This is a genomic window from Streptomyces sp. A5-4 (assembly GCF_051131715.1).
Lineage (GTDB): Bacteria > Actinomycetota > Actinomycetes > Streptomycetales > Streptomycetaceae > Streptomyces.
In genome coordinates this window covers 3775204-3799941 of the sequence record NZ_CP178591.1, presented here as the reverse complement: position 1 = coordinate 3799941, position 24738 = coordinate 3775204, and the positions used below count along the sequence as shown (strand labels likewise).

Sequence of the window (24738 nt, the reverse complement as noted above, 5' to 3'; positions counted from 1 at the left end):
TCCCTGTAGCCGGTGTCAGAGGCGCCCGAGTTGCGACAACACCTGCTTTGGGCGATTGGTGATGATTGCGTCGACGCCGAGGCGGATGCACAGCTCGACGTCCTCCGGCTCGTTCACCGTCCACACGTGCACCCGGTGACCCGCGCGATGTAACCGGGGTGATTGCGGACAATGCGCATGCCGGGACCCGCGATGCGCGCACCGGCCGGAAGTCGCCCGTCGCGCAGCCGCGGCGAGACGAACTGCATCAGATAGACGGTCGGGATGGTGGGTGCGGCGGTTGCCACCCGGTGCAGGGAGCGGGCCGAGAAGCTCATGATGCGTACCGGCGAGGGCTCGTCCGCGGCGGGCGCGTCGAGGCCGAACTGCTTCAGCAGGAGGAGCAGCCGCTCCTCGACCTGGCCGGCCCAGCGGGTCGGGTGCTTGGTCTCGATGGCCAGCTCGATGCGGCGCCCGGCGTCCGAGACCAGTTCGAGCAGCCGCTCCAGGGTGAGTACGGAGGTGAGCTCACCCCGGCCGGGGTCCCAGTCCGGGGACTCCTCGCGATCCTTCCAGGAGCCGAAGTCGAGGGTGGCGAGATCGGCCAGTTCGAGGGCGGAGACGGCGCCGCGGCCGTTCGATGTGCGGTTCACCCGACGGTCGTGCACGCAGACGAGGTGTCCGTCCGCGGTGAGCCGTACATCGCATTCGAGGGCGTCCGCGCCGTCCTCGATCGCCTTCATGTACGCGGCCAGGGTGTGCTCGGGGGCGTCCTCGGAGGCGCCCCGGTGAGCGACGACTTGGGTGGTGTGCTGCCGTGCGTGGGTCACCGCGTCATGGTGTCACCGGGACGGGGTAGGCGCGCACCTGAGGGGCCCGGCGCAGGGGCCTGCCGGACGCCTCGAAGGTGCGCCGGTTTTGTCCGATATAAAGGATGATCAGTGGACGCACAGGAACTGCTTACCGCGCGCTGACGTCCGGTGGGAAAAGCTGACAGCGGACACTTGCACAGTTGGACGTTGACGATACTCAGACAAAGACTTCACACAGGGACATCGAGACCGAGCCTGATGTGGGACCGAGGAGAAGAGAGCTGTGAGCACCGAGAACGAGGGCACTGCGGTTCCGGCCGCCCCGTCTGCACCTCCCGCACCGGCCGCTCCCGAGCCCGACTCCGCGACTGCGGCACAGCAGCCCGGACATGGGGCCGGGCCCGCCCCGGCCGCCGAGCAGCGGCCGTCGGCGGCCACCGCGCCGGAGCAGCCCGCGCACGCCCCGCAGCCCGGCCCGGTGCCCGCCGGGGCGCCGTACACCCAGGCCGCGGGCGCCGGCTGGCCCCCGCCGCCGCCCGCCTACCCCTCGTACGGAGGAGGCGGCGCCGGTGACGACGGCATCGGCGGTCACAGCGGCGGCCCCGCCTGGGGCGCGCCCAGGGCACCCGTGCCCCCGGCCCCGAAGAAGCGCAATGGCGGCCTGGTGGCCGGGGTGCTGGCCGCCGCGCTGATCGCGGGCGGCGTCGGAGGCGGCTTCGGCTACTGGGCCGCCGAGCGCAACGACAACCCCACCGACTCGACCACCGTCTCCGCTGCCGGAGACCTCAAGGACTTCAAGCGCGAGCCGGGCACGGTCGCGGCGGTCGCGGGCAAGGCCCTGCCGAGCGTCGTCACCATCCAGGCGCGGGGCGGCGACGGCGAGGGCGGCACGGGCACCGGCTTCGTCTACGACAAGGAAGGCCACATCGTCACCAATAACCATGTGGTGGCTTCCGCGGCCGACAGCGGCGCGGTGTCCGTCACCTTCTCCAACGGCAAGAAGTACGACGCCGAGGTGGTCGGCCGGGCACAGGGCTACGACGTGGCCGTACTGAAGCTGAAGAACGCCCCGTCCGGCCTGGCCCCGCTGCCGCTGGGCGACTCGGACAAGGTCGCGGTCGGCGACTCGACGATCGCCATCGGCGCCCCCTTCGGCCTGTCGAACACGGTCACCACCGGCATCGTCAGCGCGAAGGACCGCCCGGTCGCCTCGGGCGATGGCCAGGGCAGCAAGGCCTCGTACATGAGCGCCCTGCAGACCGACGCGTCCATCAACCCGGGCAACTCCGGCGGCCCGCTGCTGGATTCGCGCGGCGCGGTCGTCGGCATCAACTCGGCCATCCAGTCCGGCGGCGGCTCCGGCGGCTTCGGCCAGTCCCAGGCGGGCTCCATCGGCCTGGGCTTCGCGATCCCGGTCAACCAGGCGCGGACCGTCGCCGAGCAGCTGATCAAGACGGGTGTGCCGGTCTACCCGGTGATCGGCGCGACGGTGGCCATGGACGAGAAGAGCACGGGCGGCGCCAAGGTCGCGGACAGCGGCGCGGGCAATACCCCGGCGGTCCTGCCGAACGGCCCGGCCGCCTCGGCGGGCCTCAAGGCGGGCGACGTCATCACCAAGCTCGACGACCGCGTGATCGAGAGCGGCCCGACCCTGATCAGCGAGATCTGGACCCACAAGCCGGACGACAAGGTCACGCTCACGTACGAGCGCGCCGGCAAGTCCTCCACGGTCGATGTCACCCTGGGCCAGCGCAAGGGCGACGACAGCTGACCGGCTAGGCCGATCCTCCGCACATAGCTGAATCGGATGAACTGATGAGTTGGCCGGTACTTCGATAAGTGCGGGTCGTTGTTCTGGACGTGCCGATATCTCGTTCGTGTCGTTCCCGGGTCCAGCGCCCCCGCATGTCGGTGGAGTTGGCGCCTGTGGTGGAGAGGCGTCTGGGTGCTCTGCCTGCCTCTGCCGAGTTTCTGCGCCGGCTGGACGTGGCCGGGATCATCGACGAGCTGTGTCCTGTCCGTGAGGTGGCTCATCTGACGCACGGGCAGGTCGTCGAGGCGCTGATCGCCAACCGGCTGTCCTCGCCGACCTCGATGGTGCGGGTGGAGGACTGGGCGCGGAAGTGGGCTGTCGAGGAGGTCTTCGGCATCGAGCCGGACCTGCTCAACGACGACCGTATCGCCCGCGCTCTGGACGCGATCGCCCCGCACCTGGAGGAGATCACCGGCTCGGTCGGCGCGCAGGCCATCGCGGAGTTCGGCATCGATACCGCTCAGATCCACTGGGACATGACGTCGATCTCCATGTTCGGCGCCTACCCGGACCAGGAAGAGGAGTACGCGCAAGTCAGATACGGTCACCCCAAGGACCGGCGGGTCGACCTGAAGCAGGTCCAGGCCGGGCTGGCCGTCACCCGCGACGGTGGCATCCCCGTCTTCCACCGTGCCTACGACGGCGGAGCGGGCGAGGTCGCCCAGGTCGTCGGCGCGATGAAGGCCCTGCGGAAGATCGCCGACCGCAAGGACTTCCTGCTCGTCGCGGACTCCAAACTGGTGTCCTACCCGAATGTCACCGCCCTGCTTGACGCCCGGGTCGGATTCGTCGCCCCCATACCCGCGGCCCAGGTCAAAGCCGGCTTCTACGCCACTGCCGACCTCGGGGCCGCCGAGCTGGTCGACTACGTCAACGACCGCGACCGCGAGCGGGAGACCCCCGCCGACCAGCGCGAGTCCTACCGGGTCCTGGAAGACGTCCACGCCATGGCAGGACCACGCAAGCGCGACCCGGTCCACCACCTGCGCCGGATCCTGGTCCACTCCACCGGCAACGCGGAGGGCCAGCGCAAAGCACGCGCCAAGCGTCTGGCCAGAGCCACCGAGGATCTGGAGAAACTGCAAAACTCGGCCGGCGGCCGGTACTACACCACCGCCGAGAAGGTCCAGGCCCGGATCGGGGTGATCACCAAGTCCCGCCGGGTCGCCAGCTGCCTGCGTACCACCGTCACCGCCGGCCCCGACGGGAAACCCACTCTGGCCTGGCACTTCGACGAGGACGTCCTGGCCGCCGAAGCCGCCGCCGACGGCTGGTACTCCCTGGTCACCGCTCTGACTCCGGAGCAGGCCGACACGGCCGAGGTCTTCCGGCGCTACAAAGGCCAGGGAGTGGTCGAACGCCGCTACGGCGAGTTCAAAGGCCCCCTGGCCGTCGCGCCGCTGTTCCTGGAGCACAACCGCCGCATCACGGCCTTGATCACCGTGATCTGCCTGGCCCTGCTGGTCTACTGCCTGATCGAACGCCAGGTCCGCCAGGCCCTGGGCCCCGAGCAGACCATGGCCGGCCTCTACCCCGACAACCGCAAGGTCCGACCCACCGGCCGCATGATCCTCTACCACCTCGACGGCCTCATGCTCCGCCCCGGCACCGCCACCGACCCACCCGTCATCCTCATCAGCCGAGGAGTCCAAGCACACCTACTCGAACTCCTCGGCATCGACGAAACCCGGCCCCGCTGGCTGGAGACCTAAAGCCCCATGTGCGAAGTCACCGGCTAGGCTGTCCCCGCGCCCACCGCACAGCGGTGGCGCGGGGTGGGTTGCCCGAGCGGCCTAAGGGAACGGTCTTGAAAACCGTCGTGGCAGCGATGTCACCGTGGGTTCAAATCCCACACCCACCGCGTAGTTCAAACAATGTGCAGTGCAGACGGGGCGCCTCCGGTTACGGGGGCGCCCCGTCTACTGTCGGCCTGCTGTATCGGCGCTGGTTCGGCGGGGCCGTGGGGCGGTGCTAGGCGGCCGTGTCCAGTGCGGCGAGGATCGCCGGCCAGGGGGTCTGCTGGTCGGCCGGGGCGCGGCGGGGTTCGTGGAGTGGCCAGACGTTCGGGCCGTGGATCAGGTGCACGCCCGCGCGGCGGAGCGCGGTGAGGTGGCCGTCCCAGGCCGGGTGGCGGGCATGGGCGGCGTTGATCCCCCACGTCCCCCACGTCCGCCATGGCGAACAGGGCCATCCTGCACGGCCTCCCCGGTTCAGGACGCCGTGGAGAGGCGGGCCGCGGAGGCGATGGTGGCTCGGGCCTCGCGTTCGGTGAGACCTGTGCGGACGGCCGCTTCGGTGAGGGGGTCGGTGAGGGCGGGGCCGAGGCCGTTCTCGTACGCACGGCACGCGGCCCAGAAAAGGCGGGTGTTGCGCTGGCCCTCGTGCGCCGCGAGGACGAAGTGGACCAGGCCGTGGCCGCGTCCGGGCGGTTCGGCGTGCGGGCCGGGCCGGTCCGTGGGGTGGTGAGGGCGTGCGGGGGGCGCAATCAGGCGCAGGAGTGCGCCGGGGCAGGGGGCCGGGGCGAGGTGCGCCGTGCCCGGCGCCGTGCGGTAGATGCCGCGCGTGGTGAGGGAGCCGGGGCCCACCAGGTAGCCGCCGGCGCCGCGGATGTCGATGCCCGGGGCCAGGCGGCTCGCGGAGTTGGGGACGACGACCTCGGGCGGCGCGGTCAGCCAGAGGTGGCGGCCACCGCTGGGGGTGAGGACCACGACGGTCTCTGGGATCGTGAAGAGGTGCTGGAGGGCGAGGTGGCGGAGGGCCGCGGTGCTGTCGGAGGCGGTGTTCGAGGTGGCGTCGGCGGATGCCCCGGTGCGTGAGGTGCCGGTGGTCGGGGCGAGGCGGGCGTACGCCTCGGGGTCAGGGGCCGATGCGGTGCCGGCGTACGCCTCGCCGCCCGGGGCGTAGGAAGGTCCTGGGTACTTCCCGGCGTCCGGGGCCGGTTTGGTGTCCAGGTCGATGCCCACGAGGTGGTGCGGGGCCCGGCCGCAGGCGATGCCGTAGCCGGTGGCCCAGGGGGCGGCGGCGAACAGGGCGCGGACGGTGGCGGGGTCGGCGCTGGCGTCGTGCACGCCGTGCCCCGGCTGCCCGCACTCGCCGCGGCACACGAGCGGATCGGGGGAGTCGCGGTGCGGCGAGCGCAGGGCGGGGAGCTTGGTCCGGGACAGGGGGATGACGGGGAGCCCGCGCTCGGCGGCGGAGAGAGCGTGGGCGAGGGCCAGGGTGGCGGCGCGCCGGTCGGTAGTGGCCATACGTTCATGTTCGTACAAGTGTTCGAAGAAGGGAAGGGGGAATGGGAATGGGTGGATTGGCCGAAAATGTGGCGGAACGCTTCTTCCCTTGCGGCGCCCGGGCCCGGGCGGCCCCGACCGGGGTGAGGTGGTGGTTTGGGGGCGTGAAGGGGGTTTATCGACATGTCCTCACACTTGAGGGGGAATTAGGCCGTCCGGGCTGGTTCGCCGGGGATTCGATAGGCAAGTCTGATCTCGCGACGTCGTGACCAACGCCGCGGTGGCCGGCCGGCCGCCCCGGAAATGGCCGTACTTACCAGTCCCAGTTCCTGGAGGAATTGACATGGCAACCACCCGTACCGCTCGCACCTTCGCCGTTCTCGCCGCGCTGCCCCTCGCGGCGGCCCTCTTCTCGGGTGTCGCGGTTGCCGACAACGGCTCCTTTGCGAACAACGGATCCAACGCGAGCGTGGCCACGGTCAACGGAAGCGGTGTCGGTCACGACAACAACGGAAACTCGACCACCACGCAGCAGGTGGCGACCGGTTCCGGCGCCTCCAACCAGAACAACACCGCGGCCGTGAACGGGTCCGGATTCACCGCGATCGACCAGTCGAACGAGAACGTCGCGGTGAACTTCACCAAGCTCTGGTGAGCTGCGGCCCTGTCGGGGCTTGTGCCGCGGGGTGAACGACTGCCTGCGCGACGGTGCTTCGGCGCCGTCGCGCAGGCAGTTCGCGTTGTGGCGGAGAGGCGGGGCGGTGCGGAAGTCCGGTGAGGCCCTCGGTGGCGGGATGGGTGAGTCCTCGACCTTGACAGCGCACGCTGACCTGACGGACAGTCAGAAATCCTGATCCGTAACGCCGTCGGAGGCCGCCGCCGTGCACCTCGCTCCCACCGCGCGTCAGCGGCAGCTGCGCGCAGAACTCCGCTCGTACTTCCGTGAGGTCATGCCGGAAGGGCGACGCGTCGAGGACCCGGCCGAGCAACGCGCCCTGGCCCGGCGGATCGGCGCAGACGGGATGCTCGGGCTCGGCTGGCCCGTCGAATACGGCGGCCAGGGGCGTGGGGCCGACGAGCAGTTCGTCTTCTTCGACGAGGCGTACCGGGCGGGCGCACCCGTTTCGATGGTCACGCTCAACACTGTCGGGCCGACCCTGATGAAGTACGGGACGGCCGGGCAGAAGGACTTCTTCCTGCCGCGCATCCTGCGGGGCGAGCTCGTTTTCGCGATCGGGTACACCGAGCCGTCGGCCGGTACGGACCTCGCCTCGCTGCGCACGCGCGCGTGCCGCGAAGGCGGCGACCTCGACGCTGAGGGGGGTGCGGGCGGTGAGTGGCTGATCGACGGACAGAAGATCTTCACCAGCAACGCCCAGAACGCCGACTGGATCTGGCTGGCCTGCCGTACGGACCCGGCGGCCCCCAAACACAAGGGCATCTCGATCATCCTGGTGCCGACGGACGCGCCCGGCTTCTCATGGACGCCGATCGAGACGGTCGGCGGGCTGACCACGACCGCCACGTACTACGACGGCATCCGGGTGCCCGTCACGAACCTGGTCGGCGAGGAGAACGCCGGCTGGGGGCTGATCACCAACCAGCTCAACCACGAGCGGGTGGCGCTCGCGGCGATCGGGATGCAGGCCGAGGGCTGTTACGACCAGGCGCTGGCGTACGCCGCCACCCCCGACCCGGACACCGGCGAGCGGCCGGCGGACCGGCCCTGGGTGCGGGCGCGGCTGGCGGAGGCGTACGCCCGCCTCGCGGCGATGCGGCTGCTCAACTGGCGGCTGGTCGGGGACGTGGGGGCGGACGCGCTGGCGCCGGGCGACGCGAGTGGCGTGAAGTTCATGGGAACGGAGGCCGCGGTCGCGGTGTACCGCATGTGCCAGGAGGTCACGGGTGAGGCCGGGTTGGTGCGGTCCGGTTCGCCGGGCGCCTTCGGGGACGGGGAGTTGGAGCGGATGAACCGGGCCGCGCAGATCAACACCTTCGGGGGCGGGGTCAGCGAGGTGCAGCGGGAGCTCGTCGCGACGATGCGGCTCGGCATGCGCAGACCGAAAAGGCAGCGGGCGAGGGCCACGGAGGGGGCGGGCGATGAGTGACGATCTTGATGAGCTCCAGAGGTTCCACACGCGGCTGAAGGCGTACGAGGGGCGGGCCGCCACCACCTCCGGGGTCGGCAAGGACCTGGTCAACGAGCCCATGATCAGGCACTGGTGCGAGGCGATGGGTGACGAGAGCCCGGCGTACGCGGGGCCGGGCGCGGTGGCGCCGCCGACGATGCTCCAGGCCTGGACGATGGGTGGGCTCTCGGGGCACACGGGGAGGTCGGGCGCGTACGAGGAGCTGTTCGAGCTGCTGGACGGAGCGGGGTGCACCTCGGTCGTCGCGACCGACTGCGAGCAGGAGTACCTGCGGGACCTGCGTCCCGGGGACCGCGTCACGTTCGACGCGGTGATCGAGTCGGTGTCCGGGCGCAAGACGACAAAGCTGGGCACCGGGCACTTCGTCACGACCAGGATGGACATCAGGGCCGGCGGAGAGCTCGCCGGTACGCACCGCTTCCGCATCCTCAAGTACGCGCCCGCCGAGGCCGGGAGAAAGACCGGGGAGGCGGCCGAGGCCGCGCGGCCCAGGCCGGTCGTGAACCGGGACAACGCCGGATTCTGGGCCGGGGTCGCCGAGCACCGACTGCTGATCCAACGCTGCGAGAGCTGCGCGACGCTGCGATTCCCCTGGCTCCCGGGGTGCAACGCCTGCGGGGGCGCCGCATGGGACACCGTCGAGGCGAGCGGCACGGGCACGGTCTTCTCGTACGTCGTCATGCACCGACCGGCGTTCCCGGCCTTCGCCCCGCCCTACGCGGTCGGGCTGATCGAACTCACCGAGGGTGTGCGCATGGTCAGCAACGTGGTCGGGGTGCCCTACGACAAGGTACGGATCGGCATGCCCGTACAGCTCGAATTCCTGCGCGTGGACGCGAAGTTGAAGCTGCCGGTCTTCAGAGGGGGCGCGGGCTGACATGGACTTCACACCCACCGAGGAGCAGACGGCGGCGCGGGACCTCGCGGCGCGAATATTCGGGGACCTGTCGACGCACGAGAGGCTGACCGCGGCCGGGACCGGCACGGACGCCGGTCTGTGGAAGGAGCTCTGCGCGGCGGGGCTGCCCGCGGCGGTCGAGGAGACGGGGCTGCTCGGCCTGGTGCTGCTCCTGGAGGAGCAGGGCCGGACCACGGCGCAGGTCCCGTTCGCGGCGACAGGTGTCTACGGGCTGCTGGCGGTGGCCGCGCACGGCACCCGGGAGCAGCGGGCCCGGCTGCTGCCCGCGATCGGTGCGGGCACGGCGGTGGTAACCGGGGCCTTCCCCGCCCGGGGAGCGATACGGGCCGACGCGTCCGGCGGGCCGGTCGGCGCGGCGGCTTGCGCCTCCCCGACCGGCCCGGAGTTCGCCACGGACCCGAACGGCAGGGCGCGCACCGCGCGACTGTCCGGCACCGCGCCCGTCGTGCCGTGGCTGCGGGAGGCCGCGTGGGTGCTGGTCCCCGACGCGGACCGGGGGCTCTGGCTCGTATCGACGGCGGACGCGACCGTGGGGGTCGAGCCGGTGGAGACCACCGCGCCCTGGTCCGCGGGCCGGCTCACGCTCACCGGGACACCGGGCGAACGGCTGGGTGGGCCGGGGCCCGGCGCGTACGAGCAGGTGCTGGCGGTGAGCCGGACGGCCTTCGCGGGGCTGCAGGCCGGGGTGTGCGCGGGGTCCCTCGCGCGGGCCGTCGCCCACACCTCCACGCGCGAGCAGTTCGGCCACCCGCTCGCCACCAACCAGGGCGTGCTGCTGCGGGCCGCCGACGCGTACATGGACACCGAGGCGATACGTGTCACGGCGTACGAGGCCGCCTGGCGCCACGACGCGGGCCTGCCGTTCGCCGAGCACGCGCTGACCGCGGCGTGGTGGGCGTCGGAGGCGGGGCAGCGGGTGGTGCACACCGGGCAGCATCTGCACGGCGGCGCGGGCGCGGACCTGGAACACCCCGTCCACCGGCACTTCCTTTGGGGCCGGCAGCTCGACGCCTACCTGGGTTGTGGCAGTGAACTGCTCGCGGAACTGGGCGGGTTGCTGGCGGATGCGGCGCCGGAAGGCATGGCGGGCCGGGAAGAGAGACAGGAGCGACCAGTGAAGCGGGACCAAGAGGAGTGGCCGGTATGAGAGTCGGCCACGAGCTGCCACCGCTGGAGATCCCGATCACCCGCACACTGATCGTCGCGGGCGCCGTCGCCTCCCGCGACTACCAGGACGTGCACCACGACGCCGAGGCCGCGCGGGAGAAGGGCTCCCCCGACATCTTTATGAACATCCTGACCACCAACGGCCTGGTCGGCCGGTACATCACCGACCACTTCGGTCCCGAGGCCCGGCTGCGCGCCGTGAAGATCCGCCTCGGGGCCCCCAATTACCCCGGCGACACCATGGTTCTCACGGGCACCGTGGTGGCGGTCGACAAGGACGGCACCACCGAGGTGCGGGTCGTCGGCGCCAACGGGGTCGGCAACCACGTCACCGGAACAGTGCGCGTCGCCCTGCCCGCCGCTTCGCAGACCACCCGGCCGGCCGTCCCGTCGGCCGTTCCATCTGCCGTCCCGGGAGGGGACCGATGAGCTTACGTGGCGCCGACACACTGGGTGGGAAGGCGGCGATCGTCGGCATCGGGGCGACCGAGTTCTCCAAGGACTCCGGGCGCAGCGAGCTGAAGCTGGCCGTCGAGGCGGTGCGGGCGGCCCTCGACGACGCCGGGCTCACGCCCGCCGATGTCGACGGCATGGTCACGTTCACCATGGACACCAACCCCGAGATCACCGTCGCCCAGGCGGCCGGCATCGGCGAGCTGTCCTTCTTCTCCCGCGTCCACTACGGCGGCGGCGCGGCCTGTGCCACCGTGCAGCAGGCCGCCCTCGCCGTGGCGAGCGGAGTCGCCGAAGTCGTCGTCTGCTACCGGGCGTTCAACGAGCGCTCAGGACGCCGGTTCGGCTCCGGGGTGCAGCACCGCGAGCCGTCCGCCGAGGGCGCCGCGCTCGGCTGGTCGCTGCCGTTCGGGCTGCTCACCCCGGCGTCCTGGGTCGCCATGGCCGCCCAGCGCTATCTCCATACGTACAACCTGACGCCCGAGGCCTTCGGCCATGTCGCCGTCACGGACCGTCGACATGCCGCGCGGAACCCGGCGGCGTACTTCTACGGCAAGCCCATCACCCTCGCCGACCATGCCGCGTCGCGCTGGATCGTCGAGCCGCTGCGGCTCCTCGACTGCTGTCAGGAGACCGACGGCGGGCAGGCGATCGTGGTGACGAGTGTGGAGCGTGCCAGGGACCTCGCGCAGCGGCCGGCCGTGATCACGGCGGCGGCGCAGGGCGCGGGCCGCCGTCAGGAGGCGATGACCAGCTTCTACCGCGACGGTCTCACGGGGCTGCCCGAGATGGATGTGGTCGCCCGTCAGCTCTGGCGCACGTCGGGCCTCGGCCCCTCCGACATCGATGTGGGCATCCTCTACGACCACTTCACACCGTTCGTGCTGATGCAGCTGGAGGAGTTCGGATTCTGCGGCCCCGGTGAAGCCGCGGACTTCGTCGCCGCGGACGGCCTGGCGCTCAACACGCACGGCGGTCAGCTCGGCGAGGCGTATCTGCACGGCATGAACGGCATCGCGGAGGCGGTCCGGCAACTGCGCGGTACTTCGGTGAACCAGGTGCCCGACGCGGCCACGACTCTGGTCACCGCGGGCACCGGGGTTCCCACGTCCGGGTTGATCTTGGGGGCGGATGGCTGAGGGTGGGGTGTGAGAGCCGCTCCGCGTGGGGGTGGGCACCTTAACTCTCCCTATGAACCTACGACTGTGGGCATTGCGCCTCCTCGGATACGCGCTCGTGCTGGCCGTCACGGTCGGCGTGCCGACCGCATCGGATCAGGCACGAGCGCAAACGCGACCGCAAGCAGGACCGGAAGCAGAGCCGCAAGCAGGGCCGGAATCAGCGGCACGGGGGCTCCGGACAGCGGCGGCACCCGCACCCGTACTCGGCAGGGCGCCCGCGCCCGCTCCCGCGCCCCCCATGCCCGCTCCCGCGCCCCTTGCCCCCGCCCCCGCGCTCCGCCCCCTGTACTTCCGTGGCTGGGCCTTCGACACCTGCACCGCTCCCACCCTCACGACCATGCGCGCCTGGCGTTCCTCCCGTTACCGGGCCGTCGGCGTCTACTACGCGGGCCGCGGCCGGGCCTGCCAGAAGCAGCCGAACCTCAGCAGGCGCTGGGTGTCGGCCGTGGACACGATGGGCTGGCGGATGCTGCCCATCTTCGTCGGCTCGCAGTCGCCCTGCGTACTGGCCAAGAACAAGAAGGCCGTCAGGATGGGCCGCGCCCCCTGGCGCCAGGGCAAGCGGGAGGGCGCGCACGCCGTCCGGCGCGCCAAGGCGTACGGCATGGACCGGGGCAGCGCCCTCTACCTCGACATGGAGGCGTACGACCTGCGCAACAGCCGATGCGCCCGCACCACCCTCGACTTCGTGCGCGGCTGGAACCGCACTGTGCGCCACTACGGATACGTCCCCGGCTTCTACAGCAGCGCCGATTCCGGAGTGCGCCATGTGGAGCGCGCCCGCAGGGCGGGGGTCAAGGACCTGCCGACGGTCATGTGGTTCGCCCGCTGGCGCACCTCGTCGTCCCTTTACCGGGAGCCGTCCCTGTCCCCGCGTGCCTGGCACCCGCACCGCCGGATCCACCAGTACGCGGGCAATGTGACGGAGAAGCACGGCGGCCGACGCATCAGCATCGATCGCAACAACGTGGACGCCCCGGTCGCCCTCATCCGCCGCTGACCTGCGAAGAAGGCCCGCCTGCCCCACGCGCCCCCGAGATCCGACCCTTACGGAAACGGGCGCTCCCTCCACCTTCAGGAGGTGGGGCAGGCCCCAGCACTACAACCTGAGGCGGACCCACCTTCGGGACCTGGGGCCGATCCGCAACGGTAGTGCCCACTCCTAGCTTGGACCTATGACCACGCTTGTCTGCACCAGCGCATCCAAGGCAGCGACGCCGACGCCCTACCCCTCGTTCTCCACGTACGTACGAGCCCGGGGGCCGGTCCTGCTGCGCACGGCCCGCTCGCTCACCGCGAACCCGTGCGACGCGGAGGATTTGCTGCAGACCGCGCTCACCAAGACCTATGTCGCCTGGGACCGCATCGAGGACCACCGGGCCCTCGACGGTTACGTCCGCCGCGCCCTGCTCAACACCCGCACCTCGCAGTGGCGCAAGCGCAAGGTCGACGAGTTCGCCTGCGAGGAACTGCCCGAGCCCGAGGCCGTCCCGGCCACCGACCCCGCCGAGCAGCAGGTGCTGCACGACGCGATGTGGCGTGCGGTCGTCAAGCTGCCGGAGCGACAGCGCGCGATGGTCGTCCTGCGTTACTACGAGGATCTGAGCGAGGCCCAGACGGCCGAGGTGCTCGGGGTGTCCGTCGGCACGGTCAAGAGTGCGGTGTCCCGGGCGCTCGGCAAGCTCCGCGAGGACCCGGAGCTGGCGACGGTCCGCTGATCGCCCGGGAATCACGGGATTCCCGCGCCCGCATCCCGCGCGGCATCGCACCCGCGCCGCGCCCGCATCGGGCTCGTACTCCCGAATTGCTCCCGAATTACTCCCGAAACTAGTGACATACCGAGCGGTACGTGCGCAGAATCAGCGGAACCTTACTGCCGCGTAGCGCCCACCGGGAGGACGCCGTGCTGAGCACCATGCAGGACGTACCACTGACCGTGACCCGCATTCTGAATCATGGGATGACGATCCACGGTCACTCACAGGTCACCACTTGGACCGGTGAGAGCGAGCCGCGTCGCCGCAGCTTCGCCGAGGTCGGCGAGCGGGCGGGCCGACTCGCGAACGCCCTGCGCGACGAACTCGGAGTCGTCGGCGACCAGCGCGTCGCGACACTGATGTGGAACAACGCCGAGCACGTGGAGGCGTATCTCGCGATCCCCTCCATGGGCGCCGTGCTCCACACCCTCAATCTGCGGCTGCCCGTCGAGCAGCTGATCTGGATCGTCAACCACGCGGCCGACCGCGTCGTCATCGCCAACGGCTCCCTGCTGCCGCTGCTCGCGCCGATCCTCCCGCACCTGCCGACCATCGAGCATGTGATCGTGTCGGGCCCCGGCGACCGTTCGCTCCTCGACGGTGTCGCGCCGAACGTGCGGGTGCACGAGTACGAGACGCTGATCGCGGACCGCCCCACCACGTACGACTGGCCCGAACTGGACGAGCGCACCGCCGCCGCCCTCTGCTACACCTCGGGCACCACCGGCGACCCCAAGGGCGTCGTCTACTCGCACCGGTCCATCTACCTGCACTCGATGCAGGTCAACATGGCCGAGTCGATGGGTCTGACGGACCGGGACACCACCCTCGTGGTCGTGCCCCAGTTCCACGTCAACGCCTGGGGCCTGCCGCACGCCACGTTCATGACCGGCGTCAACATGCTCATGCCGGACCGCTTCCTGCAGCCCGCCCCGCTGGCCGAGATGATCGAGCGCGAGAAGCCGACGCACGCGGCGGCCGTCCCCACGATCTGGCAGGGTCTGCTCGCCGAAGTCACCGCCAACCCGCGCGACCTCTCCTCGATGGCGACCGTGACCATCGGCGGCGCCGCCTGCCCGCCGGCCCTCATGGAGGCGTACGACAAGCTCGGTGTGCGGCTCTGTCAGGCCTGGGGCATGACGGAGACCTCACCGCTCGGCACCATGGCCAACCCGCCCGCCGGTCTCACCGCCGAGGAGGAGTGGCCGTACCGCGTCACCCAGGGCCGCTTCCCGGCCGGCGTCGAGGCCCGGCTGCGGGGCCCCGCGGGCGAGAGTCTCGCCTGGGACGGTGAGTCGGCCGGTGAGCTGGAGGTGCGCGGTGCATGGATCGCGGGCGCGTACTACGGCGGCGCGGGCGGCGAGGACTTCAAGCCCGCCGACAAGTTCAGCGAGGACGGCTGGCTCAAGACCGGCGACGTCGGCGTGATCAGCGCCGACGGCTTCCTCACCCTCACCGACCGGGCCAAGGACGTCATCAAGTCCGGCGGCGAGTGGATCTCCAGCGTCGAGCTGGAGAACGCGCTGATGGCCCACCCGGACGTCGCGGAGGCGGCGGTCGTCGCCGTGCCGGACGACAAGTGGGGCGAGCGGCCCCTGGCCACCGTGGTGCTGAAGGAAGGGGCGACGGCGGGCTACGAGGAGCTGAAATCGTTCCTGGGCGGCCGGATCGCGAAGTGGCAACTGCCGGAGCGCTGGGCGATCATCCAGGCGGTCCCGAAGACCAGCGTGGGCAAGTTCGACAAGAAGGTGATCCGCAAGCAGTACGCGGCGGGCGAGCTGGACGTCACGCAGCTCTGACCCCGCCCTCCGGGGGCGGACGCTGAACGAACGGCAGAAGGGCCCCGCGACGGTGCGGGGCCCTTCTGCCGTCTCGCGCGATGTCAACGTACCTACGGCTCAGTTGGTGCCGATCTTCGCCAACAGGTCCACGATGCGGCCCTGCACGTCACTGCTGGTGGAGCGCTCCGCGAGGAAGAGGACCGTCTCGCCGGAGGCGAGCCGGGGAAGCTCGTTCTCGCTGAGGCCGGCCGAGGTGTAGACGACCAGCGGGGTGCGGTTCAATTGCCCGTTCGCCCGCAGCCAGTCCACGATCCCGGCGCGCCTGCGGCGTACCTGCATCAGGTCCATCACCACCAGGTTCGGCCGCAGCTGCGTCGCCAGCGTGACCGCCTCGGTGTCGGTCGCCGCGCGTGCGACCTGCATGCCGCGCCGCTCCAGCGTCGCCGTCAGCGCGAGCGCGATCTCCTCGTGCTCCTCGATGAGCAGCACGCGCGGCGGGTGCTGCTCGCTGTCGCGCGGTGCGAGTGCCTTCAGCAGTACGGCGGGGTCGGCGCCGTACGCCGCTTCGCGCGTCGCCTGCCCGAGCCCGGCCGTGACCAGCACCGGGACCTCGGCGGCGACGGCCGCCCGGCGCAGGGACTGGAGCGCGGTACGGGTGATCGGCCCGGTCAGCGGGTCGACGAAGAGAGCCGCGGGGAAGGCGGCGATCTGTGCGTCGACCTCCTCACGGGAGTGCACGATCACCGGGCGGTAGCCGCGGTCGCTGAGCGCCTGCTGGGTGGAGACGTCGGGGGCCGGCCAGACCAGCAGACGGCGAGGGTTGTCGAGCGGCTCGGGGGGCAGTTCGTCGTCGACGGGCCGCGGCTGGGGCCGATTGGCCACCTCCACGGCGCCGTTGGGCCCGTCCAGCGGCTCGGGGCCCTCGGAGCCCTCGTCCGGTGCTCCTATGGCGTACGCCCGTCCCTCGGCCTGCGCCGGCAGCCGCTGGTGGGGCGGGCCCTGGGGCTGGGGGCGGGGGGCGGTGGGCTCGTCGTCCGGTGCGGGGGACTCGGCGGACGGGGACGGCTCCGCCTGCTGCCGCTCGGAGAGCTTGCGGCGACGACCGGAGCCGAGCGTCTGGTTCTGCTGCTGGGCGATCTGCTGCGCGAAGGGCATGCCCTGCCCGAGGGTGCGCACGCTGAACGCGCGCCCCTGCGTCGAGTCGGCGGGCTCCGGCGCGGGTGTGGACGCCTCGGCAGGCAGCGGCTGGGCCGGGGGCAACGGCTGTGCGGCGCGCGACTGCGGGTGCCCGGGGGCGGGGGTGGGCGTGGTGGCTGGGGCGAGCGGGTTGGGGTTCCCGCCGTTGTCGCCCTCGTCGTCGCCGTCCTCCTCGTCGTCCCCGTGCGCGTCCGCGCCCGCCGACGCGGGCCAGGTCTGTGTCGACCCGACCGCGGTGGTGGTTGCCCCGACGGGGGCCGTCCCGCCGGCTGCGGCCCAGCTCTGGGGCGCGGCGACAGCGGCGTCGTGGATGGGCGCGTCGGGTGCGTCCGGGGCCTCGCGCGGGTCCGGGGTGACATGTGCCGCCGGAGCAGCCGGCGTTGCCTGTGCGGGCTGTGCGGGCTGTGCGTTCTGCGGCGCGGCGTCGTCGGGGAGCTGCGGGGATTGTGCGGGCTGCTGCTGCCCGTCCTGCCGCGCCCTGCGCCGACCCGTCGGGTTGGTCACCGGATGCGGCTGCGGCGGGGTGTGGTCGGCGCCGTGGTCGGACCGCGCGGCGTCATGGCGACCCGGCAGCGAGGCGTCCGCCGCACCGGCCGTCGGCGGCACGCGGTCGGCCTCGGCCGGAGGCAGCGCGAACGCGATCCGCGCACCGCCCTGGGCCTGGCTCTGTCCTTCGCCGGACCGCTCCTGCGCCGGGGCGAGCGCCCTGCGGGCACGCCGTCCGGCTGCCTGCTGTTGCTGCGGGGTGTGCTGTTGCGGGGCCTGCTGCTGTGGGGCGTTGCTCCCGGCGGAGGGCGCGGCAGGGAGGGCGGGGAGCGCGTGAGGGCCGTCGTACGCCCCTTCCGCACCACGTCGTGCGCGGCGCCCTGTCGGGCTCGGGGCATCGGTGGGCACGCCCTGGGGCGGCACCGTCTCGCCGAGCGCCGCGCGCCCGGTGCCGTGCGCCCCCTCGGCGGCTGTCACGACCGAGCCCTCGGAAGGCGCCGGGACCCGGCCGGCGGGAGCGATGGCACGCAGCTCCACGTCACTGCCGACCCCGCCGGCGGCGCCCGTCGGCTCCTCGACCTGGCTGGGCCGGCCACGCCTGCGCCCGGTGCCGCCCGAGCCGGGCCCGGAACCCTCGCCCGAATTCTGGGCCGGAATGCGCTGCTGCTGACCGTCGGCGGACTCCTCCGGCGCATCGCGCCGCGCCCTGCGCCGACCGGTCGGCGGGACCTGCTCCCCATCGGCACCGGCAGCGGGGCTCTCGCCCGACCGCCCGTTCCGGCTGCTCTCTCCGCTTGTGTCGCTCGCGCCGCTCTCGTGCTGCTCGTTGCCGAGGAACGCGTCGGTGGAGGCCCGCCGGGCGCGCCGCCCGGCCCCGTCCGTACCCGTCTGCTGTCCCGGCAGGTGCGCCGAGACGGGCGCGTCGTCCCGGCCCGTGGGCTGCGGCACCGCGACGGCGACCGTCCCCGCACCGTCGCCGAGGGGGACTTCGAGTACGTACGCACTCCCGCCCATCCCCGGCACCTCGTGCGTCTGCAGCACGCCACCGTGCGCCTGCACGATGCCCCGCACGATGGGCTCGTGCACCGGGTCTCCCCCGGCGTACGGCCCGCGCACCTCGATACGTACGACGTCGCCGCGCTGCGCCGCCGCCACCACGATCGTCGAGTCCAGGTAGCCGCCGCCGGCCGGCGCGGCGGGCGCCTTGCCCGTCGAGTCGACCCCGGCCACGTCGGCGACCAGATGCGCGAGAGCCTTCGCCAGCCGGACCGCGTCCACCTCGGCCTCTATCGGGGGCGCGTGCACCGCGAACTGCGCACGGCCCGGCCCGATCAGCTCGATGGCACCTTCCACACCGGCCGCCACGACCGCGTCGAGGAGCACCTTCTGCTTGTCCAGCCGCGCCGTGCCCGCCATGAGCCGCTGGAAGCCGAGCACATTGTCGACGAGGGTGGTCATCCGGGCGTATCCGGCGGCCAGGTGGTGCAGGATCTGGTTCGCCTCGGGCCACAGCTGGCCCGCCGGGTCGGCGGCGAGCGCCCCCAGCTCGCCGCGCAGCTCCTCCAGCGGCCCGCGCAGCGAGTCGCCCAGGACGGCGGTCAGCTGGGCCTGCCGACCGGCCATCTCCTCGTACCGCGAGGTCTCCTGGGCGAGCGCCTCGGCGTGCTTCTCGATCAGTTCGTCACGGATCTGAGTTTCCCGTGCGAGCGCTTCGGTGTGCTTTTCGACCAGTTCGTCGTGCAGCCGGGTTTCGCGTGCGAGCGCTTCGGCGTGCTCTTCGATCAGTTCGTCGTACGGGCGGCGGTCCGTGAAGGTCATCACCGCGCCGACGAGCTGGTCACCGTCGCGCACCGGAGCGGTCGTCAGGTCGACGGGAACGGCCTTGCCGTTCTTCGCCCACAGCACCTGCCCGCGCACCCGGTGCTTGCGCCCGGACTTGAGGGTGTCGGCGAGCGGTGACTCCTCGTACGTGAAGGGGGTGCCGTCGGCGCGCGAGTGCACGGCGAGCGGGTGCAGTTCCCTGCCACCCAGGTCGCTCGCCCGGTAGCCGAGGATCTGCGCGGCGGCCGGATTGACCAGGACGACCCGGCCGTCCGTGTCCGTACCGACCACACCTTCCGATGCGGCCCGCAGGATCATCTCGGTCTGGCGCTGCGAACGGGCCAGCTCCGCCTCGGTGTCCATGGCGCCCGACAGGTCCCGTACGACGAGCATCAGGAGCTCGTCGCCGGTGAAGCTCTGCCGGTCGTAGTGCGCGTCCCGGAAGGCGTCGCCGCCGTCCGCCAGATTCGCGCTGGTCACCTCGACCGGGAGCTCTGTCCCGTCGGTGCGCCGCGCCATCATCCTGGTGGGCTTCGTACGCCCCTGCTCGTCGGCGCCGTCCGCCCGCCGCATCGACCCCGGGATCAGCTTCGAGTCGAACCCCGGCAACAGATCGAGCAGCCCGCGCCCGACCAGTCCGGTGCCCGGCGACTCGAACGTCTCCAGAGCGATGGTGTTGGCGTTCACGACGGTGCCGTTGCAATTGACGAGCAACAGCCCGTCCGGGAGCGCGTCGAGTATCGCCGCGAGGCGAGCAGCGCCTCGGGATGGCCTGCTGCTCACGACGACTGTTCCTCCCTGACTACTGCACCTTGCCGACAGCCGCTCCCATCTTGCCCCTGGGTTCGCGTGCTGTCACTGGAGGGAGTCTAAAGGCAGGGGAAGGCCGCGTGACGGCGGATGAGGGGGAGCTCTCACCGAGGTTGTGTGCGCGCGGGCGCACAACTGGGCCCGTCGCACCCGTCGTGACCTGGTACGAGTCCCCTGTCACCGGGGCCGGAACCGCCGCCGGAAGGGCTGCCCGGACCGCTTTGAGTGTCCGTTCCTGCCCCCCTGTGTCTGTTCCTGCGCCCGTTCCTGGCAGGGGCGTCAGGAACGGACGCGGGAGCTGCGCACCGGGAGCCGCGCACTGGGCGCTGTGACGGCTACTGGGACAGGGCTTTCGGCAGGACCGGCGCGACGGGAAGCACCGGCAGCACCGGGGTCATGGAATTCCAGCGGGAGATCTCGCAGCCGTCGCCGCGGCCGAAGACGGCGTCGACGGGCCGCCCTTGCCAGATCCCGGTGACCCGGGCGGTGGCGGCCCCGCCGTACTGCTGCGTGCACATCTGCCCCTCGGGCGTCGGCGCGAAGGGGTCCCTGCCCTGCCCGGCCAGCTCCCCGAGCCGGTCACAGGCGGCCTGCGCCCGCGGGTGGCTGCCCCCGGCGGGCCCGCACTGAAGCTTGTACGTCGCGTCGGCTTCCGGGCTCCCGGTCTCGGATGTGGTCACGGTGAGCAGGTCCTCCCCGGCGTGGATCAGCGGCACGGGGAGGGGAGCGCCGACGGCGAGGGCGCCGGGCGCGGTGACGGACAGCGCGGCGACGGACGCGGCGGCGGTGAGAACGAGGCGGCGCAGCATGCGGGCTCCTAGGACGTGGGGGGTGCGCGGGAACACGAAGGAACGGGACTCCCTGCTCCCTCTAACGCGCCACAGCCCCCGGCGTTGCGCAACAGGAACGGTTTTGCTCTGCGGCAGGGCCGCCTAGTACCGTGGGCAGCGATTGGTGACAGCCCGCAAGGCTGTGACATCATCTGCACGCACCCACTCGCGCAGGCGAGAGAGTGTGCTGGAGGCGTCGCCTAGTCCGGTCTATGGCGCCGCACTGCTAATGCGGTTTGGGTCTTAAAGCCCATCGAGGGTTCAAATCCCTCCGCCTCCGCGTGTGATCACCGAAGCCCCGGTCCCCAGGACCGGGGCTTCGGCCGTCCACGGCCGTCCCTCGTCACCCAGGGCCGTTCGAGTGCTCTTCGAGGGCTCGCGCAAGGGGCGCCCAGAAGGCTGTTTCCGCAGCTCACATGGGGTGCGGGTAATGGATTTCGTATGGCGGCGCAGGTCATGTAATGTTGTTCTCGCAACGCAGACGGGGCAAGAAACGCCCCGAACGCCAAGCACTCGTAGCTTAACGGATAGAGCATCTGACTACGGATCAGAAGGTTGCAGGTTCGAATCCTGCCGAGTGCACAGCAGGTCAAAGCCCCCGCCGGGTCATCCGGGCGGGGGCTTTGTCGTAGCCGCGGTCGGTGAGGTGCGGCAACCGGGTCAGCCGGTGCCGTAGCGCTTGGCCGACTCGTCCTCCTGGGCCAGGCGTCGCAGGGCCAGCAGCGCGGGCTCCAGCAACACGGTCAGCAGTACGGCCCGTTCGGCCCGTTCGAGGGGGTCGGCGGTCTCGGTCAGTTGGTCGAGGTCCAGTGCCGCGGTGCGCTCGGCGAGGGCGGCGTAGGGGACGAGGGACCGCCAGTCGTAGTCCATGCCGAGGGAGCGCAGGGTCTCCAAGGTCGTCGCGACGACTTCCTTGGCGGGGGCGTGTTCCGAGACCGACCAGCCCATCTCCGTCAGCAGTGCGTCGGTGCCGATGTCGGCCGTGGTGGCGGTGGTGGTGTCGGGGTCGGGGTCGGGGTCGGGGTCGGCGTCGACGGCAACGGTTCCGGGTCCTGGCCCGGTGGCCGGCCTCGCGCCCAGGACCAGGCCGAGCAGTTGGTGGGTGTCGGTCTCGTTCTCCGACACCGCTCTCAGCAGTTCCTTGGTGGTGTCGACCGACAGTCCTCGAACGCCGATGAGTGCGCGGACCAGCCGGAGGCGGCGCAGGTGCGGCTCCCCGTACTCGGCCTGGGTCGCGGACGTCGCCCGGCCGGGGGGCAGCAGGCCTTCGCGCAGGTAGTGCTTGATGGTCGTGATCGGCACCCCGCTGCGGCGGCCCAGCTCGGAAATCCGCACCTGTTTCTCGCTCTCGTCTAGCAATTAGAGAGTGACACTCTCTAATATGGATACTGCCACTACCCAATCTACGAAGGTGAGAAGTGCGATGCCGACAGTGCCCTGGGTCACGCCCAACCCCGCCCCGCCGCACACCCGCGCCGTTGTCATGGCCTCCACCTTCGAGGTGCGGTCGCTCAAGGACGTACCGCGTTTCTTCCTCAAGTCGTTCGCCGCGTGGCGGCAGCTGCAGTCCGCGCCGGGAGTGTTCGGGGCTTCTCTCGTCGCGCGGCCGACGAAGCGCGTCTTCCGCACCTTGTCCGCGTGGGAGAGCCGGGACGCGATCCACGCGTACGCGCAGGCCGAGCCGCACCGCGGCATCATGACCGGGCTGCGCCCGACCATGCTCCGCTCGACGTTCACCTTCTGGGAGGTCCCGGTCGAGGAACTGCCGATCAGCTGGGACGAGGCCGAGCGCCGACTGGCGGACCAGGCGCGGACCGACGCCGCCGAGGGCCAGGCCTCCTGACCGTTCGCCGGGCTCGGTTCCGCCGCGGAATTGACGCTTCCTGTCACCCATCGAGTGAACTTCTTTTTGAACCGCGGGAGTTGCGTTCGCTCGTGCCTAGGTTCGAGGTGGAGGTGATGCTCGATCTACGAGCAGGACATGCGGACCCAGGTCAGTCGTAGCCAGGACTCGATGGCCCACGCGCTGCATCGCATCGCCGACTCGCTGGACCGGGTCGCCGACCGCTTCCAGCCCGTCGCCGCCGAGGCCGACGGGCCCGCGATGACGCCGCAGGAGCTGCTTGCTCTCTGGCAGGCGAAGACCCTGGTGGTCACCGAAGACGTCCACGCGGTGGCCGCGTACCTGGCCCCCGGCGCTCCTGCGGGGCGGGGCGCACTCTCGGCTGGAGGAGATCGCGGTGCGCACCGGGCTGCCGCAGGCCCGTGCCCATGACTGCGTGCGCATGCTGATCAAGCGCGGCCGCATGCGGCAGACCGGGTCCGACGCCGATGGCGCACCCGTCTACGTTCTTCCTTGGCCGAGGTGCTGAGAGGGGGTGCGGCTGTGGAGTGGCGAAGTGCGGGGCTCGGGTGGCCCGACGGGGTGCCTGTGCTGCGGTGGGACCGCGGGCGGGTGAGCCCGCTGTCGTACGGGAAGGAGATCGGCTTTCGGGTCGTGGGCGAGCGCCGCTGCGTGGGGGCGCGGGGAAATGCGTGTCCGCTCGGGACTGTGGTCGCGGGGCGGGCCTCGCAGGCGCGGTGTGCGGAGTGTGCGCGGCTGGACCGGGCGTTCTCGGTCGCGGCCGACGGGGTACCCGACGATCCGCGGACGTACCGGGTGTACCTGGCGTGGTTCGGGGCGGGGATGGCCAAGGTCGGGATCACCGCCGAGGAGCGCGGATCCGTACGCCTGTTGGAGCAGGGGGCCGTGGCGTTCAGCTGGCTCGGGCGGGGGCCTCTGATGGCGGCGCGGCGGACCGAGGAGCTGCTGCGGGCCGCGCTCGGGGTGCCCGACCGGATTCCGTACGCGAAGAAGCGGGCCGTGCGGCACGACCTGCCCGGGTGGCCCGAGCGGGTCGCGGAGATCGGGGAGTTGCATCGGCGGGCCGTGGCGCTGGACGGGTGGCCGGATTCGCTGGAGCGGGTGACGTTCGAGGCAGTGGACCACTCCGGGGCCTTCGCGCTGGCGGGGCTGGCGCCGCTGACGCGGGTGGTGAGCGAGCTGACCGCGGGCGGGGTCGTGGCGGGGCGGCTGGTGGCGGCGGCCGGGCCCGATCTGCATCTCGTGGAGACGACAGCCGGTACGGAGGGCGGGGTGCTTGTGCTGGACACGCGGCTCATGTCCGGGTGGGCGCTGACCGGCGGGGGCGGGGTGACTACCGTGCCGGTGCGGGAGGTTGAGGCCGCGGGTGACGGATCGGTGCAGGAAGGGCTCTTCTGACCCTCTTCCGAGAGGGGGACCGGGGGCAACGCGGGTGCCAGGAGTGCGGCCGGCCGGTCCGGCCGAGGCGTCTCGTCGGCTCGGCTGTGCGTCCCCGTGCGTCTTGTGGGTCCTGAGGGTGGACAGGGCGGTGCGGGGAGCCGAGGGTGAGTGTTATGAGCATGCAACCTGTCGCGGCGGAAGAACCGACCCCCTCGATCCGCGCCGAGCCTGCCGTCGTGCGGTTCTGGGAGCGGCTCGGGCTGCCGGGGATCATCGACGTACACACGCACTTCATGCCCGACCGCGTGCTCAAGAAGGTGTGGGCCTATTTCGACGCCGCCGGGCCGCTGACCGGCATGGCCTGGCCCATCACCTATCGCCACGAGGAGGACGAACGCGTCGCGCTGCTCCGGGAATTCGGGGTACGGCACTTCACCTCCATGGTCTATCCGCACAAGGCCGGGATGGCGCAATGGCTCAATGGGTGGGCGGCCGATTTCGCCGCCAGGACCCCCGAATGCCTGCATACGGCGACGCTCTTTCCGGAGGAAGGGGTGGAGGCGTACGTACGGGAGGCCGTCGAGCGTGGGGCGCGGGTCTTCAAGTCGCACATTCAGGTCGGGGCGTACGACGCGAACGACACGTTGCTCGATCCGGCCTGGGGGTTGTTGGCGGAGGCCGCGATCCCCGTGGTGACGCACTGCGGGTCCGGGCCCGCGCCCGGCAAGCACACCGGGCCGGAGCCGATCGGCCGGCTGTTGGCGCGGCATCCGCGGCTGCGGCTCGTGGTGGCTCATATGGGGATGCCGGAGTACACCGACTTCCTCGACCTCGCCGAGCGGTACGACGAGGTCAGGCTCGACACGACCATGGCCTTCACCGACTTCTCCGAGCGCTTCACGCCCTTTCCGGCGGGCGAGCGGGGGCGGCTGGCCGATCTGGGGGACCGGATTCTGCTCGGGACCGACTTTCCCAATATTCCGTACGCCTATGGGCACCAGCTGGAGGCGCTTGAGCGGCTGGGGCTGGGGGACGACTGGCTTCGGGCGGTCTGTTACCGGAACGCGGCGCGGTTGTTCGGACTGTGAGAGGGGCGCACCGCGGCGCGGTG

At 71.6% G+C, this 24738-nt stretch carries 20 protein-coding genes, 3 tRNA genes and 1 pseudogene; 19 read left to right on the top strand and 5 right to left on the bottom strand.

Features of this window, described 5'->3' with window-relative positions:
* Nucleotides 1–15 precede the first annotated feature (15 nt).
* A pseudogene (locus ACLLJJ_RS17450) lies at nucleotides 16–809 on the bottom strand (glycerophosphodiester phosphodiesterase).
* A 265-nt stretch (nucleotides 810–1074) separates the two neighbouring features.
* On the opposite strand from ACLLJJ_RS17450, the gene ACLLJJ_RS17445 reads away from it, so the two are divergent.
* The 3 genes from ACLLJJ_RS17445 (at nucleotide 1075) to ACLLJJ_RS17435 (ending at nucleotide 4465) form a co-directional block, all read left to right on the top strand.
* Complete coding sequence (locus ACLLJJ_RS17445; RefSeq protein ID WP_434592198.1) at nucleotides 1075–2562, top strand: S1C family serine protease; 1488 nt, start codon at nucleotides 1075–1077, stop codon at nucleotides 2560–2562.
* Between the two features lie 134 nt (nucleotides 2563–2696).
* Entirely contained in the window at nucleotides 2697–4316 is a 1620-nt protein-coding gene (locus ACLLJJ_RS17440; protein WP_434588209.1) for an IS1634 family transposase, read from the top strand.
* A 62-nt stretch (nucleotides 4317–4378) separates the two neighbouring features.
* Nucleotides 4379–4465 (top strand) — tRNA-Ser (locus ACLLJJ_RS17435).
* Nucleotides 4466–4814: 349 nt separating this feature from the next.
* Here ACLLJJ_RS17435 and ACLLJJ_RS17430 read toward each other — a convergent pair.
* A complete protein-coding gene (locus ACLLJJ_RS17430; protein WP_434592195.1) occupies nucleotides 4815–5852 on the bottom strand; it encodes a bifunctional DNA primase/polymerase in 1038 nt (345 codons plus the stop codon).
* A gap of 322 nt (nucleotides 5853–6174) precedes the next feature.
* Here ACLLJJ_RS17430 and ACLLJJ_RS17425 point away from each other — a divergent pair, with 322 nt between their 5' ends.
* From ACLLJJ_RS17425 to ACLLJJ_RS17385, 9 genes are all read left to right on the top strand, one after another.
* Nucleotides 6175–6486: a hypothetical protein gene (locus tag ACLLJJ_RS17425; protein ID WP_434592193.1), complete on the top strand. Its 312-nt coding sequence runs from the start codon at nucleotides 6175–6177 to the stop codon at nucleotides 6484–6486.
* 226 nt (nucleotides 6487–6712) lie between these two features.
* Nucleotides 6713–7939, top strand: coding sequence for an acyl-CoA dehydrogenase family protein (locus tag ACLLJJ_RS17420; RefSeq protein ID WP_434592190.1), 1227 nt, complete (start codon nucleotides 6713–6715; stop codon nucleotides 7937–7939).
* Nucleotides 7932–8858, top strand: coding sequence for a bifunctional MaoC family dehydratase N-terminal/OB-fold nucleic acid binding domain-containing protein (locus ACLLJJ_RS17415; protein ID WP_434592187.1), 927 nt, complete (start codon nucleotides 7932–7934; stop codon nucleotides 8856–8858). The genes ACLLJJ_RS17420 and ACLLJJ_RS17415 overlap by 8 nt, the downstream gene beginning before the upstream one ends.
* A 1-nt stretch (nucleotide 8859) precedes the next feature.
* Nucleotides 8860–10047 (top strand): acyl-CoA dehydrogenase family protein, encoded by a 1188-nt coding sequence (locus ACLLJJ_RS17410; RefSeq protein ID WP_434592185.1) that lies wholly within the window; start codon nucleotides 8860–8862, stop codon nucleotides 10045–10047.
* Complete coding sequence (locus tag ACLLJJ_RS17405; RefSeq protein ID WP_434592182.1) at nucleotides 10044–10496, top strand: MaoC family dehydratase; 453 nt, start codon at nucleotides 10044–10046, stop codon at nucleotides 10494–10496. The genes ACLLJJ_RS17410 and ACLLJJ_RS17405 overlap by 4 nt, the downstream gene beginning before the upstream one ends.
* Nucleotides 10493–11659 carry a lipid-transfer protein gene (locus ACLLJJ_RS17400; protein ID WP_434592179.1) on the top strand — a complete coding sequence of 389 codons (1167 nt, stop codon included), beginning with the start codon at nucleotides 10493–10495 and terminating at the stop codon, nucleotides 11657–11659. The genes ACLLJJ_RS17405 and ACLLJJ_RS17400 overlap by 4 nt, the downstream gene beginning before the upstream one ends.
* A gap of 280 nt (nucleotides 11660–11939) precedes the next feature.
* On the top strand, nucleotides 11940–12701 hold the full coding sequence (locus tag ACLLJJ_RS17395; protein WP_434592176.1) for a DUF1906 domain-containing protein: 762 nt from the start codon (nucleotides 11940–11942) through the stop codon (nucleotides 12699–12701).
* Nucleotides 12702–12876: 175 nt separating this feature from the next.
* Nucleotides 12877–13419, top strand: coding sequence for a SigE family RNA polymerase sigma factor (locus ACLLJJ_RS17390; protein WP_434592173.1), 543 nt, complete (start codon nucleotides 12877–12879; stop codon nucleotides 13417–13419).
* A 185-nt stretch (nucleotides 13420–13604) separates the two neighbouring features.
* Nucleotides 13605–15257 carry a long-chain fatty acid--CoA ligase gene (locus tag ACLLJJ_RS17385; protein WP_434592171.1) on the top strand — a complete coding sequence of 551 codons (1653 nt, stop codon included), beginning with the start codon at nucleotides 13605–13607 and terminating at the stop codon, nucleotides 15255–15257.
* Between the two features lie 99 nt (nucleotides 15258–15356).
* Here ACLLJJ_RS17385 and ACLLJJ_RS17380 read toward each other — a convergent pair whose 3' ends face one another.
* Together ACLLJJ_RS17380 and ACLLJJ_RS17375 are read right to left on the bottom strand one after the other, a co-directional pair.
* Nucleotides 15357–19526, bottom strand: coding sequence for a PAS domain-containing protein (locus ACLLJJ_RS17380; protein ID WP_434592168.1), 4170 nt, complete (start codon nucleotides 19524–19526; stop codon nucleotides 15357–15359).
* A gap of 362 nt (nucleotides 19527–19888) precedes the next feature.
* A complete protein-coding gene (locus ACLLJJ_RS17375; RefSeq protein WP_434592165.1) occupies nucleotides 19889–20362 on the bottom strand; it encodes an SSI family serine proteinase inhibitor in 474 nt (157 codons plus the stop codon).
* A gap of 210 nt (nucleotides 20363–20572) precedes the next feature.
* Between ACLLJJ_RS17375 and ACLLJJ_RS17370 the strand changes: the two genes are divergently transcribed.
* Both ACLLJJ_RS17370 and ACLLJJ_RS17365 read left to right on the top strand, forming a co-directional pair.
* A tRNA-Ser gene (locus ACLLJJ_RS17370) sits at nucleotides 20573–20663 on the top strand.
* 229 nt (nucleotides 20664–20892) lie between these two features.
* A tRNA-Arg gene (locus ACLLJJ_RS17365) sits at nucleotides 20893–20965 on the top strand.
* A gap of 78 nt (nucleotides 20966–21043) precedes the next feature.
* Here ACLLJJ_RS17365 and ACLLJJ_RS17360 read toward each other — a convergent pair.
* The gene (locus ACLLJJ_RS17360) at nucleotides 21044–21718 is read right to left on the bottom strand and encodes a MerR family transcriptional regulator (RefSeq protein ID WP_434592162.1); all 675 of its coding nucleotides are present in this window, start codon (nucleotides 21716–21718) and stop codon (nucleotides 21044–21046) included.
* Nucleotides 21719–21806: 88 nt separating this feature from the next.
* On the opposite strand from ACLLJJ_RS17360, the gene ACLLJJ_RS17355 reads away from it, so the two are divergent.
* The 5 genes from ACLLJJ_RS17355 (at nucleotide 21807) to ACLLJJ_RS17335 (ending at nucleotide 24715) form a co-directional block, all read left to right on the top strand.
* The gene (locus tag ACLLJJ_RS17355) at nucleotides 21807–22226 is read left to right on the top strand and encodes a DUF3291 domain-containing protein (RefSeq protein ID WP_434592159.1); all 420 of its coding nucleotides are present in this window, start codon (nucleotides 21807–21809) and stop codon (nucleotides 22224–22226) included.
* Nucleotides 22227–22364: 138 nt separating this feature from the next.
* On the top strand, nucleotides 22365–22658 hold the full coding sequence (locus ACLLJJ_RS17350; protein WP_434592156.1) for a hypothetical protein: 294 nt from the start codon (nucleotides 22365–22367) through the stop codon (nucleotides 22656–22658).
* Nucleotides 22624–22755: a hypothetical protein gene (locus ACLLJJ_RS17345; RefSeq protein WP_434592153.1), complete on the top strand. Its 132-nt coding sequence runs from the start codon at nucleotides 22624–22626 to the stop codon at nucleotides 22753–22755. The genes ACLLJJ_RS17350 and ACLLJJ_RS17345 overlap by 35 nt, the downstream gene beginning before the upstream one ends.
* Nucleotides 22756–22769: 14 nt before the next feature.
* Nucleotides 22770–23645 (top strand): DUF2797 domain-containing protein, encoded by an 876-nt coding sequence (locus ACLLJJ_RS17340; RefSeq protein ID WP_434592150.1) that lies wholly within the window; start codon nucleotides 22770–22772, stop codon nucleotides 23643–23645.
* 155 nt (nucleotides 23646–23800) lie between these two features.
* A complete protein-coding gene (locus ACLLJJ_RS17335) occupies nucleotides 23801–24715 on the top strand; it encodes an amidohydrolase family protein (protein WP_434592147.1) in 915 nt (304 codons plus the stop codon).
* Nucleotides 24716–24738: the final 23 nt, after the last annotated feature.